Here is a 13262-nt window from a genome sequence, read left to right on the forward strand (position 1 = left end):
TCGCGCAGCGTCGCTCCCAGCTCAATTCGAACGCCCTCGCGGTCTCAGGCTAAGGCTGATCAGGTTCGCTCAGGCGATTCGCGAATCTGCTGGCTGTCTCGACGCTGAGCACAATGGTCGTTGCCCATCTGCGCCGTTATCATCGCGCCCAATCACTTTCGGGAGAACGACATGCTCAACGGCCTATGGCTGGGCTTTTTTCTGATCGCCACGGTTGCTGCGCTTGCACGTTGGCTGGTCGGTGGCGATCCGGCGATCTTCGCCGCGCTGGTCGAAAGCCTGTTCGCCATGGCCAAACTGGCGGTAGAAATCATGATCGTGCTGTTCGGCACGCTGACGCTCTGGCTCGGCTTCTTGCGCATCGCCGAGAAAGCCGGTCTGATCGAACAGCTGGCGCGTCTGCTGGGGCCGCTGTTCCGCCGTCTGATGCCAGAAGTACCAGCCGGGCATCCGGCGTTGGGGCTGATCACGCTGAACTTCGCCGCGAACGGTCTGGGGCTGGACAACGCCGCCACACCTATCGGCCTGCGAGCCATGCGTGCCCTGCAAGAGCTTAATCCCAGCAAGACGGTGGCGAGCAACGCGCAGATTCTCTTCCTGGTGCTTAACACCTCCTCACTGACGCTTTTGCCCGTCTCGATTTTCATGTATCGCGTGCAGCAGGGTGCCGAGGATCCAACGCTGGTGTTCCTGCCTATTCTGCTCGCGACGACCGCGTCATCGTTGGCGGGGTTGCTGGCGGTGGCGCTGGTGCAACGGCTGCGCATCTGGGATCCGGTGGTGCTGGCTTATTTCATTCCCGGTGCGCTGCTGCTGGGCGGCTTCATGGCGCTGCTTGCCGGGCTGTCGGCCACGGCGCTGGCTTCGTTGTCATCGCTGCTCGGTAATTTGACCCTGTTCGGCCTGATCATCGCCTTTTTGATCGTCGGCGCGCTGCGTAAGGTGCCGGTCTATGAAAGCTTCGTCGAAGGCGCGCAGGAAGGGTTCGATGTGGCGAAAAGCCTGCTGCCCTATCTGATCGCCATGCTTTGCGCGATCGGCGTATTGCGGGCGTCCGGCGCGCTGGACTTTGGCCTGGACGGGATTCGCTGGCTCGTTGAAGTGTTGGGCTGGGATACCCGCTTCGTCGACGCGCTGCCCACGGCACTGGTCAAGCCCTTCTCCGGCAGCGCAGCGCGGGCGATGTTGATCGAAACCATGCAGAACCAGGGCGTCGACAGCTTCGCGGCGCTGGTGGCGGCGACGGTGCAGGGCAGCACCGAGACCACCTTCTATGTGCTGGCGGTGTATTTCGGCGCGGTCGGCATCCAACGCGCCCGGCATGCGGTTGGGTGTGCACTGGTGGCGGATTTCGCCGGCATCACCGCGGCAATTCTGGTGTGCTATTGGTTTTTTGGGTGATTGATCTTGCGAGGGCGGAGGAAAGGCTGTGGCGAGTAGCAGTGTAGGGTGGGTTAGCGACGCATGCTCGTCGAAGCAAATAACCACACGAAGCTGGCGCGTCGCGTAACCCACCAAGCGCCGTATCGGCTCACGCTGATGATAGTGCCCAAAAATCCAGCAAATGGCGGATCAAAGCGTCGCCCGTTGCCACAACCGAAATAACGGCTCGGCCAAGAACATCACCAGGAACAATCGCAACACCTGTAACGCCGTCACCAACGCCACCGATAGCTGCAACGCCTCCGCCGTGAGGCATAACTCGGTAATCCCGCCAGGCATCATCCCCAGCGTTAGCGACGTCTGGTTCAGCGTCGCTGCCCAACCCAGCGCCTCGGCCAGGCCGGCCGCGGCGAGCATTGCCAACAGCGTGAACAGCAGAACGCACAGCAGGAACCTCGGAGCGCTGCGAAAAAACGCACGATCGAAATGGCAACCCAGCGAACAGCCGATCAGCCATTGCCCGAGCTGGCCGGCACCTTCAGGCAGGCTCAGGTTCAGGTCGAATGTCACGCTCGCCACCGCGCAGGCGGTCAACGGGCCGAGCATCCAGGGGTTGGGTTGGTCGAGCTTTTTCCATAGAAGTGCCAGCAACGCGCCGGCTGGCAGCAGCAACGCCAGCCACGGCCAGCTAACGGGTGCCGGTGGCGGTGCGTCGACGGGAGGCAGGGTCCAGGTGAACAACGCCGGGATGATCAGTACCACCAGCAGCAAGCGCAGGCTGTGCGCCGCGGCGACTTTCGCCGGCTGCGCCGAGTGACGACCGGCCAGATTGACCATTTCACTGGCGCCTCCGGGCATGCTGGCGAAGAACGCTGTGGCGCGGTCAGTGCCGCTGCGCAGCAGAATGAACAGACCGATCAGGCTCAGCAGCAGCGTGCCCAGTGCACCGGCAAGAATCACGCCGAAATGCTCCAGCACCTGCTGCATGACCTCGCTGGTGAAGTGCAGGCCGATGGCGCTGGCGATCAGCCATTGCCCGGTCTGCCGGCCGTGCGGGACTTCCTTTAGCAGCCAGCCGCTGCAACGCACAACGATGACCGCCAACAGCGAGCCGACCATCCACGGCAGCGGCCAGTTCGCCAGGCTCGCCAGCCAGCCGCCGAGGGTGCCCACCAGCGGTGTTGCCCACCAGACCGGCAACCGGTAGCCGTGCATATCAGCTCTGGACTGCCAGCGTGGCGCGGCGACGGCCGAGGTACCAGCGAATGCCTGGCATGGCCAGCATCAGGACTGCCATCGCCCACAACGCCAGAGTGATCGGGCTGCCCCACAGGATGCCCAGGTCGCCTGCCGAGATCGACAATGCGCGGCGCAGGTTGTCTTCCATCATCTCGCCGAGTACGAAACCCAGAATCAGCGACGACAGCGGAAAGTCCAGTTTGCGCAACAGGTAGCCGAACACCCCGAGCCCGACCATCAGTACCAGGTCGAATGTGGTGCTGTGTACCGAATATACGCCGACCAGGCTGATTGCCGTGATGGCTGGCACAAGCACCCAGTTGGGCACGCTGAGCATCCTGGAGAACAGCCCGACCAGCGGAATGTTCATCACCAGCAGAATCACATTGCCGATGAACAGCGAGGCAATCAGGCCCCAGACCACGTCCGGTTGCTGCTCGAATAGCAGCGGGCCGGGCGTGATGTTGTACAGGGTCAGCGCACCGATCATTACCGCCGTGGTGCCCGAACCAGGCACGCCAAGGGTCAACATGGGAATCAGCGAGCCACAGGCGGAGGCATTGTTGGCCGCTTCCGGTGCCGCCAGACCACGCAGATCGCCTTCGCCAAACTTGCCGCTGGCGCCGGCCATGCGCTTTTCGCTCATGTAGGTCATGGCGCTGGCGATGGTTGCGCCGGCACCGGGCAGCGTGCCGATGACGAAGCCCCCCAAAGCGCTGCGCACCATGGTCCAGAAGGTCAGGGAGAACTCCTTGAAATTGAACAGCAGTCGCCCGCTGGCCTTCACTGCCTTTTGCCCGCTGTGGGTCTTTTCCAGCATCAGCAGCACTTCGCTGACGCTGAAGAAGCCGATCACCACGATGACGAACTGGATGCCATCCGACAGGCTGACACTGCCGAAGGTGAAGCGGTAGACACCGGTGGTCGAATCCACCCCGACGGTTGCCAGACCCAGGCCGATCAATGCCGCCATCAGTGTTTTCACCGGCTTGTCACCGACCATGCCGCCGAGGCAGGCGATGGCGAAGATCATCAGTACGAAGTATTCCGCAGGCCCGAAAGCCACCGCCCACTTCGCCAGCAGCGGGGCGAACAGCACCACGCCACAGGTGGCGATCATGCTCCCCATGAACGAGCTGACCGCGGAGAGCGACAGCGCGATACCCGCCTTGCCCTGACGTGCCAGTGGGTAGCCGTCGAGAGTAGTCATGACCGCGGCGGCATCGCCCGGCACATTGAGCAGGATCGCCGAAATACGTCCGCCATATTCGCAGCCCAGGTACACCGCAGCGAGCAGGATCAGCGCCGTTTCCGGTGGTAAACCCAGAGCAAAGGCCAACGGTAGCAACAGCGCCACGCCATTGATCGGGCCCAGACCGGGAAGCAGACCGACGACGGTGCCGACGAAGGCGCCGAACAGCGCCACCAGCAGGTTGGTCGGGCGGGTGGCGACATCAAAGCCCTGCATCAAGAAATTCAGTGTTTCCATTTTTCAGTTCTCCAACAGGCGCAGCACGCCGAGCGGCAGTGGCACATCAAGCAACACGTCGAACAAGCCATGGAGCAACACACCCATCAGCACTCCGCTGATCACGCAAGGCCAGAGTCGGCCATTGAACAGCAGGCCGAGCGCGAAGCAGGCCAGCGCGGTGGTGATGACGAAACCGAGCTTTTCGAACAGCAGCGCGTACGCCAGCAGTACCAGCACGCAGAGAAGGGCTCGCCGGGCCATCGCCCAGTCGAACGGCGGCGTCGGTTCGCCATGTGGTTTGCAGAGCAGCCAGAGCGCACCGCAGGCCATCAGAAACAGCAGCAGCAGCGGATAGGCGCGCGGACCGACCGGGTCGTAGGCGAAAGGCGCCTCGAAACTCCAGGCGAGCAGCGCGAGACCGGCACAGGCGAGCAGCCAGGCCGCGGCAAAGACACGAACGTACATGGTGGATTACCTCAGAGGAGCCAGCAGCGGCTTCGTGGAAGCCACTGCCAGCAGGGTATTACTTGACCAGACCGAACTCGCCGGCGAGCGCCTTGTACTCCTTGACCTGCTTGTCGACGAACGCCTTGAGTTCGTCACCGGTCATCGACAGCGGGAACAGGTCGCGCTGCTCGCGCAGCTTGGCGAAATCCTCAGCGGCCAGCAGCGTGTCGAACTGGGTCTTCCACCAGTTGAAGTCCTCGTCGCTGACTTCCGGCCCCATGTAGAAGCCGCGAATCACCGGCCAGCTGATGTCGAAGCCCTGTTCCTTTGCGGTTGGGATTTCGCTCATCTCGCCCGGCAGGCGCTCGTCGGAGAGCACCGCGAGGATGCGAATCTTGCCGGCTTCGAGCTGTGGCGCGACCTCACCCAGGCCGCTGCTGGTGACCTGCACGTGGCCGCCAAGCATCGCAGTGAGGGTCTCACCGCCGCCCTCGAAAGCCACATAACGCAGCTTCTTCGGATCCACGCCAGCGGCGCGGGCAATCAGTGCGGTCTGCATCCAGTCCTGTCCACCGATGGTGGCGCCAGCACCAAAGACGACACTGCTGGGGTCCTTCTTCACCGCGGCGATCAGATCGTCGAGGTTTTGGTAAGGCGCATCGGCACGGACCGAGATGGCGCCGTAATCGGTGCCGATACCAGCCAGCCAGCGCACATTGGTTTCGTCGTAGCGACCGAACTTGCCTTGCGCCAGGTTCAGCAGCGAACCGCTGGAGAACGCCGTAATGGTCGCCGGATCGTCGGCACGCTGAGCGATCACCGCGTTGTAGGCGACCGCACCGACACCGCCGGGCATATAGGTGACGCGCATCGGTGCTTCGAGCAGGCCGGAATTCTTCAGGCCGCTCTGGGCCAGTTTGCAGGTCAGGTCGAAACCGCCGCCAGGCTTGGCCGGGGCGATGCATTCAGGGCGCTTGGGCTCGGCCATCAGTTGGCTGGACAGCACCAGGCAGGACGAGAGCAGGGCAAAACGGCGGATTGCAGTTTTCATGAGTGTCTCCTTCGGATTCTTATTGTGGGCGGCTTTACCAGATCGGCAGGCTGTAGCTGACGATCAGGCGGTTTTCGTCGGCGTCACGGGCGAAATCAGAGCGGAACATGGCGTTGCGCATGCGTACGGCGACGTTCTTCAGCGGCCCGGTCTGTACGACGTACTTGAGTTCGATATCGCGTTCCCATTCGCTGCCGTTGCTGCCACCGACATATTCGGCGTTGTCGCCGGAAATGTAGCGGGTCAGGAAAGTCAGTCCGGGAACGCCGATGGACGCAAAGTTGTAGTCGTAACGGGCTTGCCAGGAGCGCTCATCGGCGTTGGCGAAGTCATTGATCTGAACGAAGTTGACCAGGTAGGGATCGCCGCCGTCGATGTAGGCATAGCCGGTGTCGCCGTTCATCTGCTGGTAGGCGAGGCTGACCTTGTGGCCGCCCAGGCTGTAACCCAGCATGCCGTTCCAGGCCTGGTTGTCGATCTTGCCGGCATTGGCCGCGCCGGTGTCATCGCTGATCATCAGACGCAGATCGGCCGTCAGCGCCGAATCCTCACCCAGCGGCTGCACCGCCTGCAGGTTGAAGAAGTGCTGGCGGTAAATATCGTCGAGTTCTGCGGCGTAGTAGGTGCCGGTGAACTTGTCACTGAAGTCGTATTTGGCCCCGGCGAAGGTTAGGTGATCGGCTTCGGCGGCGCTGTCGAAACGACCGTTCTTGTTGTTGATCTGCAGCTCTTGGGAGTTGGTCGAGGCACGGTCGATGACCTTGTCCAGACGGCCACCGCTCAGGGTCAGACCGGTCACTTCTTGAGACACCAGCATGGTGCCTTCGAACACCTGGGGCAGGGTGCGGCTGTCGCTGGCTTTCACCACCGCTGTTTCGGGAATGTGGCTGCCGTAGCGAAGCTCAGTCTCGGAAATCTTAGCCTTGGCCGTCAGCCCGAGACGGCTGAACTCGTCCGGCGTGCTGCCGTCGTCATGCACCGGCAGAAGATCGGTGCCGGTGCGGCCGCCGCCGGAATCGAGCTTGATTCCGAGCATGCCCATGGCATCGAGGCCGAAGCCGACCGTGCCTTCGGTGAAGCCGGATTCAATGTTGAGCAGGAAGCCTTGCGACCATTCCTCACGTTTGGACTGGCCGTCGCCTTCGCGGAAATCGCGGTTGAGGTAGATATTCTGGGTTTGCAGGGTCGCGCTGCTGTCTGCGACAAAATCAGCCTGGGCCACGGGTGCCAACGAGGCGGCTGCGATGGCGAGGGCAAGACTAGCGTGTGCGGGGTGATATCTGACGGCAGTCAGCATCTGATCTCTCCACTATTATTTTTGTTGTGACGGCGGTGTGCCGTTTCAGGTGGGTCGAGCCACCTGGAGAGCGATGCTAGGCGTCGAAACTTTCACCAGGCTTTCAAGACTGAAAGCAGCGTGCCGCATTCCTTGTCGCTACACTGGCGTCCCGTTCCGTATATGGCAGAGGACAGGCAATGCGGATTCTTCTGGTCGAGGACCATCCCCAACTGGCTGAAAGTGTGGCGCAGGCGTTGCGTGCAGCCGGCTGGACGGTGGACTTGCTCAATGATGGCGTGGCGGCCGATCTGGCGCTCGCCACCGAGGACTACGCGCTGGCGATTCTCGACGTCGGTCTGCCCCGGCTCGATGGTTTTCAAGTTCTGGCGCGGGTGCGTGAACGCGGCAAGACTCTGCCGGTACTCATGCTCACCGCGCGTGGCGAAGTCACCGATCGCGTGCATGGACTCAACCTCGGCGCCGACGACTATCTGGCCAAACCTTTCGAGCTGTCCGAGCTGGAAGCGCGGGTCAAGGCGCTGCTGCGCCGCAGCGTGGCCGGCGGCGAGCGCCAGCAGAGCTGCGGTGTGCTGGTTCATGATCTGGATGCGCGGCGGTTCAGCCTCGACAAACAACCGCTGAGCCTGACCTCGCGTGAGCAGGCGGTACTCGAGGCGCTGATCGCCCGGCCCGGACGGGTCATGAGCAAGGATCAGCTGGCGGCGCAGGTGTTCGGCCTCGACGAAGAGGCCAGCGCCGATGCCATCGAAATCTATGTCCACCGCCTGCGCAAGAAGCTGGAGGGCAGTGCGGTGCGTATCGTCACCTTCCGCGGGCTGGGTTATCTGCTGGAGTCGGTGGATGCCTGAGGCCGTGCCGCCACGTGCCGGGAGCCTGCGCGCCGGGCTGTTACGCAGGTTGGCGGTGCTGTTGGCCTTGTTGCTGTTATTCAGCGGCTGGAGCGCTTACTGGAACGGCCGGGCCGCCGCCGATACTGCTTATGACCGCACCTTGCTGGCCTCTGCCCGCGCCATCGCCGAGGGGTTGGTGGCGAATGACGGGCAGCTGCGCGCCAACGTGCCCTACGTGGCGCTGGATACCTTCGCCTATGACAGCGCCGGACGCATCTACTACCAGGTGCTGGATACCAAAGGCCGCCTGGTAAGCGGCTACGAACATCTCCCAGCGCCGGGGCCCAAGGTCCGGCGTACCGATGACTATCCGGCGCTGGCGCGCTTTTATGACGGCGAGTTCAAGGGCGAGGGCGTACGTCTGGTCAGTCTGTTGCAACCGGTCAGTGAGCCTGAGCTCAACGGCATCGCCGAAATCCGCGTGGCCGAGACGCTCGGCGCCCGCGAACGCCTGGCGCGCAGCTTGCTCACCGACACTCTGTGGCGCGTCGGCCTGCTAGCCGTCACTTCGCTGCTGCTGGTGTGGCTCGCTGTCAGTGCTGCGCTGCGACCGCTGGGCAAGCTCAGCGAGGCGGTCGAGCTGCGTCAGCCTGACGATCTTCGGGCGCTGCCGCTGGTGGCGGTGCAGCGCGAACTCAAGCCGCTGGTGGCGGCGCTCAACCATTTTACTGATCGCCTGCGTGGCCAGTTCGAGCGTCAGGCGCAGTTCATCGCCGATGCAGCCCATGAGCTGCGCACGCCACTGGCCGCGCTCAAGGCGCGCATCGAACTGGGCCTGCGTGAACAGCAGCCGCAACGCTGGCAGCAAACCCTGGAAGAAGCTGAGGAACACACCGATCGGGTGATTCACCTGGCCAACCAGCTGCTTTCGCTGGCGCGCATCGAAAGCGGCGCGCAGTCCATCGCGGAAGGCGGGGCGCAGCGTCTCGACCTGAGCCGGCTGGCTCGCGAGCTGGGACTGGCGATGGCGGCGCTGGCGCACAAGCGCGGCGTCGCCTTGGCACTGGAGGCTGAGCAGCCGGTGTGGATCCATGGCGAGCCGACCTTGCTCAGCGAGCTGCTGAGCAACCTGCTGGACAACGCTCTGGCGCATACGCCGAATGGCGGCAACGTGGTGCTGCGAGTGAAGGACGGCGGCGTGTTGGAAGTGGAGGACGACGGTCCGGGAATACCGCCCGCGGAGCGTGAGAAGGTCTTTGCGCGCTTCTACCGGATCCAACACCAAGGTCAGGGCGCCGGCCTCGGGCTCGCCATCGTTGGCGAAATCAGCCGTGCCCACCGCGCCACCATCGAACTGGGTCAAGGCTCGTTGGGCGGACTGTTGGTCACGCTGAGGTTTCCGTCGATCCCAGCTGACTCAGCCGAGTAACCGCTCGGCGCTAGCCGATAAGCGGACTGCAGCCCTGGTGCTGCACGCTAAATTCCGCACACGGCTTTGCGGTCAGCATGCCTAGATCGTTAGGCAAAACGCCAAAACACGCCAGCGAGAGCGAAAGCGCACGTCTTTTTGCAGGTGCCATGCACTTACAGCTTATGTGAACGCTGGGCTGCGCGATCGGTCTCTAGTTCGGTTCATCGATCCGGCGCAGCGGCAGGGCAATGGCGATTCGCAAGGTGTACCAATCATCTGCAGCAGACGCTGCTCGCGGTGGCTGATGGCCTGCTAGACTTCGAACTTCTCGCGAAGGCTCACGAGGCAAAGCGGGACAATCCAAAACAACCAATAAGGAGTGAATCCATGAAAGGCAAATCCTTGGCATGGATATTTTCCGCCGCATTGGCGGGGACTGGGCTGAGCGGTATGGCTCAGGCGCAAGAGCAGTTCGTCACCATCGGTACCGGTGGGCAGACGGGCGTTTACTACGTTGCCGGTCAGTCTATTTGCCGCTTCGTCAACCGTAACGCCGAAAACCTCAAGTGCAATGCCCCAGCCAGTGGCGGCGGTGTGGCCAACGTCAACGGCCTGCGCAGCGGCGAGTTCAATTTCGGCATCATGCAGTCGGACCATCAGTACAAGGCGATGGAAGGCCTTGCGCCCTTCGAGAAGGAAGGCGCGATGGAAGACCTCCGCGCAGTCTTTTCCCTGCAGAGTGAAGTGTTCACCGTACTGGCGCGTCGCGACGCCAATATCAAGAGCCTGGATGATCTCAAGGGCAAGCGCGTCAATATCGGCAATCCCGGTTCCGGCCAGCGCGACACGCTGGAAGAGATCATGAAAGAGAAGGGCTGGGATCAGTCGGTCTTCAGTCTCGCCGCAGAACTCAAGCCGGCCGAACTGGCCAGCGCGCTTGGCGACAACAACATCGATGCCATGACCTACTTCGTCGGTCACCCCAATGGCGCGATTCAGGAAGCGACCACCACTGTCGACGCGGTTCTGGTGCCGATTACCGGCCCGGAAATCGACAAGTTGCTGGCTGAGAAGAGCTATTACACCAAGGCTGAAATCCCGGGCGGCATGTACAAGGGCAATGACAGCGCCACTCAGTCCATCGGCGGCAAGGCCGTGCTTTCCACTACGTCCAAGGTCGACGACGAAGTGGTCTACAAGCTGGTCAAGTCGGTGTTCGAGAACATCGAACGCTTCCAGCGTCTGCACCCTGCGTTCAAGGACCTGAAGCCAGAAGACATGATCAAGGTTGGTCTGTCTGCGCCCCTGCATGAAGGCGCTGTGCGCTACTACAAGGAACGAGGCTGGATGTAACGGCCCGGCAGACCGCAGAGAAATGCTGCGGCATGCCTTGGTTTGCTGCATCGGTGCGGCGGTTCTTTATCGCCGCATTCGCCTGAAAACCCGTGAGCCCAGTGCCACGGGTTTTCGTGGTTCCGCTACTTGAAAAACAGGCCTCATTTCATGCAAGACAATCAACTGTCCACTGAAGAGCTCATTGCCAAGGACGTCGGGGCTCGACTGCCCGAAGGCGCCATGGCGAAAATGATTGCGGGCCTGGCCCTGCTCTGGTCGCTGTTCCAGCTGTGGATCGCCTCGCCGCTACCGTTCATGCTGCGCTTCGGTGTGCTGAATGACACCGAAACCCGCTCGATTCACCTGGCATTCGCGCTGCTGTTGGCGTTTTTGGCTTATCCGGCCTTCAAACGCTCGCCGCGCAATCGAGTACCTCTGACTGATATCGCACTGGGCCTGGTAGCCGCCGCCAGTGCCGCCTATCTGTTTATTTTCTACGAACAACTGGCAAATCGCCCGGGCAACCTGACGACCGCGGATCTGGTCACGGCCTGCATTGGCATTCCATTGTTGTTGGAAGCCACTCGCCGCGCGCTCGGCCCGCCGCTGGCGGTCATCGCGCTGATATTCATCATCTACAGCCTGGCCGGACCCTATATGCCGGGTTTGCTGGCACATCGCGGCGTGAGTTTTACCGCAATGGCGAACCACCAGTGGATCACCACCGAGGGCGTGTTCGGTATCGCCCTGGGCGTATCCACCAGTTTCGTCTTTCTTTTCGTGCTGTTTGGCGCACTGCTCGACCGCGCCGGCGCTGGGCATTATTTCATCCAGTTGGCGTTCGGCCTGCTCGGCCACATGCGTGGCGGCCCGGCGAAGGCGGCGGTGGTGTCCTCGGCGCTGACGGGCATGATTTCGGGATCGTCGATTGCCAACGTGGTCACCACCGGCACCTTCACGATTCCGATGATGAAGAAGGTCGGCTTTTCCAAGGAAAAAGCCGGTGCGGTGGAGGTGGCGTCCTCGGTCAACGGCCAGATCATGCCGCCGGTAATGGGCGCTGCGGCGTTCCTAATGGTCGAGTACGTCGGCATTCCCTATGTGGAAATCATCAAACACGCCTTTCTGCCGGCGACGATTTCCTACATCGCGCTGTTCTACATCGTGCATCTGGAAGCGCTAAAGCAGAACATGCAGCCAATCGGCTCGCGCCAACCCAAGCCTTGGCTGCGCCGTTTGACCGGCTTTGCCTTCGGCGCAGCATTGATTTGCGGGCTTTCGCTGGCGGTCTACTACGGTCTCGGCTGGCTCAAGCCGGTCCTTGGCGATTACGCACTGCCGGGTATATCGGTGCTGCTGGCGCTGGCTTATCTGGCGCTGCTGAAGGTTGCGGCGAGCAATCCTCCGCTGGCTGCCGAAGATCCGGACAAGCCGCTGGAAGAGCTGCCGAACACCCGTGCAGTGCTGCTCTCTGGGCTGCACTTCATGTTGCCCGTGGTGGTGCTGGTCTGGTGCCTGATGGTCGAACGGCTGTCCCCCGGCCTGTCGGCGTTCTGGGGCACGGTGATGCTGGTGATCATCCTCCTGACCCAGCGCCCTCTGCTCACCTGGATGCGCCGCGATGGCAGTCATCAGCACGGTAGCTTTATGGATGGCGTAGTCGACCTGCGCGAAGGTCTGATCGCAGGCGCGCGCAACATGATCGGTATCGGTATCGCCACCGCGGCGGCGGGCATCATCGTCGGTGCGGTCTCGCAGACCGGCGTCGGTCTGGTGTTGGCCGATCTGGTCGAAATGCTGTCGATGGGCAATCTCTTCCTGATGCTCCTGCTCGTCGCGGTCTTCAGCCTGATCCTCGGTATGGGCCTGCCGACTACCGCCAACTACATCGTAGTGTCCAGTCTGCTGGCACCGGTGGTGGTGGCGCTGGGGCAGCAGAACGGGCTGATCGTGCCGCTGATCGCCGTGCATCTGTTCGTCTTCTACTTCGGCATCATGGCCGATGTCACGCCGCCGGTGGGGCTGGCCTCGTTCGCTGCTGCCGCGGTATCCAAAGGCGATCCGATCAAGACCGGAATTACGGCGTTCTACTACAGCTTGCGCACCGCCGCGTTGCCGTTCCTGTTCATCTTCAACACCGATCTGTTGCTGATCGATGTCGGGCTTTGGCATGGCATCCTGATTTTCATGGTCGCCACTGGCGCAATGCTGATCTTTGCCGCCGGTACTCAGGGCTTTTTCCTGGTGCGTAACCGCTGGTATGAAAGCGTTCTGCTGTTGTTGGTCGCCTTCACCCTGTTCCGGCCGGGATTCTGGATGGACATGGTGCACGACCCCTACCGCGACATCCCGCCGGCGCAATTGACTCAGGCGCTGGAAGTGGTGGATGAGGACAGCCAGCTTCGCCTGCGCATCCGCGGTGAGGACGCAGTGGGTGACATGCGCGAGTTCAGCCTGCTACTGGCGGTTCCGGACGGAGCGTCGGGAGAAGAGAAGCTGGAAAAGATCGGCCTGATGACTTATGAGCAAGACGGCAAGGTGCTGGTCGACAATGTGACCTTCGGTAGCCCAGCCGCCGAATTGGGTCTGGAATTCGATCAGGAAATCCTCGCGGTTCGCGCGCCCACCGATCGAGTGGCCAAAGAGTGGATGTGGCTACCCGGCCTCGCGCTTTTCGGCTTGGTGATTTGGATGCAGCGGCGGCGCAGGCTGCGCTGATCGGCGCGTTTTGCTGAACCAGCTGACCCCGGCCTTGCTCACGCATCGCCGGGGTTTCTGCTTTTGAAACCTGGGCT

Annotated in this window: 10 protein-coding genes; 5 read left to right on the forward strand and 5 right to left on the reverse strand. The window is 62.2% G+C overall.

What is annotated here, in order from left to right:
- Positions 1–171: 171 nt before the first annotated feature.
- Positions 172–1401, forward strand: coding sequence for a nucleoside recognition domain-containing protein (locus D7241_RS12660; protein ID WP_255978018.1), 1230 nt, complete (start codon positions 172–174; stop codon positions 1399–1401).
- Positions 1402–1572: 171 nt separating this feature from the next.
- On the opposite strand, the gene D7241_RS12665 is transcribed toward D7241_RS12660, so the two are convergent.
- From D7241_RS12665 to D7241_RS12685, 5 genes are read right to left on the reverse strand one after another with little or no spacing between them, the layout of a single operon-like run.
- Positions 1573–2598, reverse strand: coding sequence for an AbrB family transcriptional regulator (locus D7241_RS12665; RefSeq protein ID WP_408101811.1), 1026 nt, complete (start codon positions 2596–2598; stop codon positions 1573–1575).
- Position 2599: 1 nt separating this feature from the next.
- Positions 2600–4111 (reverse strand): tripartite tricarboxylate transporter permease, encoded by a 1512-nt coding sequence (locus D7241_RS12670; protein ID WP_408101812.1) that lies wholly within the window; start codon positions 4109–4111, stop codon positions 2600–2602.
- A 3-nt stretch (positions 4112–4114) separates the two neighbouring features.
- Positions 4115–4558, reverse strand: a complete 444-nt coding sequence (locus D7241_RS12675; RefSeq protein ID WP_255978012.1) for a tripartite tricarboxylate transporter TctB family protein — start codon at positions 4556–4558, stop codon at positions 4115–4117.
- Between the two features lie 58 nt (positions 4559–4616).
- Positions 4617–5591, reverse strand: coding sequence for a tripartite tricarboxylate transporter substrate binding protein (locus D7241_RS12680; protein ID WP_255978010.1), 975 nt, complete (start codon positions 5589–5591; stop codon positions 4617–4619).
- Positions 5592–5625: 34 nt separating this feature from the next.
- On the reverse strand, positions 5626–6888 hold the full coding sequence (locus tag D7241_RS12685) for an OprD family porin (protein ID WP_408101813.1): 1263 nt from the start codon (positions 6886–6888) through the stop codon (positions 5626–5628).
- Positions 6889–7067: 179 nt separating this feature from the next.
- Between D7241_RS12685 and D7241_RS12690 the strand changes: the two genes are divergently transcribed.
- The 4 genes from D7241_RS12690 (at position 7068) to D7241_RS12705 (ending at position 13185) form a co-directional block, all read left to right on the forward strand.
- Positions 7068–7739 (forward strand): response regulator, encoded by a 672-nt coding sequence (locus tag D7241_RS12690; RefSeq protein ID WP_408101814.1) that lies wholly within the window; start codon positions 7068–7070, stop codon positions 7737–7739.
- Entirely contained in the window at positions 7732–9150 is a 1419-nt protein-coding gene (locus tag D7241_RS12695) for a sensor histidine kinase (protein WP_408101815.1), read from the forward strand. Before D7241_RS12690 ends, D7241_RS12695 begins: the two co-directional genes overlap by 8 nt.
- Before the next feature lie 369 nt (positions 9151–9519).
- Positions 9520–10485, forward strand: a complete 966-nt coding sequence (locus D7241_RS12700; protein WP_408101816.1) for a TAXI family TRAP transporter solute-binding subunit — start codon at positions 9520–9522, stop codon at positions 10483–10485.
- A gap of 150 nt (positions 10486–10635) precedes the next feature.
- On the forward strand, positions 10636–13185 hold the full coding sequence (locus D7241_RS12705) for a TRAP transporter permease (RefSeq protein WP_408101817.1): 2550 nt from the start codon (positions 10636–10638) through the stop codon (positions 13183–13185).
- Positions 13186–13262 lie beyond the last annotated feature (77 nt).

It is taken from the genome of Stutzerimonas sp. VN223-3, assembly GCF_045999685.1.
GTDB lineage: Bacteria > Pseudomonadota > Gammaproteobacteria > Pseudomonadales > Pseudomonadaceae > Stutzerimonas > Stutzerimonas stutzeri_AR.

Excerpts from the sequence above, each read along its gene's own strand:
- D7241_RS12705 (WP_408101817.1), top strand. The coding sequence starts at position 10,636 with ATGCAAGACAATCAACTGTCCACTGAAGAGCTCATTGCCAAGGACGTC.
- D7241_RS12685 (WP_408101813.1), bottom strand. The coding sequence starts at position 6,888 with ATGCTGACTGCCGTCAGATATCACCCCGCACACGCTAGTCTTGCCCTC.
- D7241_RS12665 (WP_408101811.1), bottom strand. The coding sequence starts at position 2,598 with ATGCACGGCTACCGGTTGCCGGTCTGGTGGGCAACACCGCTGGTGGGC.
- D7241_RS12670 (WP_408101812.1), bottom strand. The coding sequence starts at position 4,111 with ATGGAAACACTGAATTTCTTGATGCAGGGCTTTGATGTCGCCACCCGC.
- D7241_RS12695 (WP_408101815.1), top strand. The coding sequence starts at position 7,732 with ATGCCTGAGGCCGTGCCGCCACGTGCCGGGAGCCTGCGCGCCGGGCTG.
- D7241_RS12680 (WP_255978010.1), bottom strand. The coding sequence starts at position 5,591 with ATGAAAACTGCAATCCGCCGTTTTGCCCTGCTCTCGTCCTGCCTGGTG.
- D7241_RS12675 (WP_255978012.1), bottom strand. The coding sequence starts at position 4,558 with ATGTACGTTCGTGTCTTTGCCGCGGCCTGGCTGCTCGCCTGTGCCGGT.
- D7241_RS12700 (WP_408101816.1), top strand. The coding sequence starts at position 9,520 with ATGAAAGGCAAATCCTTGGCATGGATATTTTCCGCCGCATTGGCGGGG.
- D7241_RS12660 (WP_255978018.1), top strand. The coding sequence starts at position 172 with ATGCTCAACGGCCTATGGCTGGGCTTTTTTCTGATCGCCACGGTTGCT.
- D7241_RS12690 (WP_408101814.1), top strand. The coding sequence starts at position 7,068 with ATGCGGATTCTTCTGGTCGAGGACCATCCCCAACTGGCTGAAAGTGTG.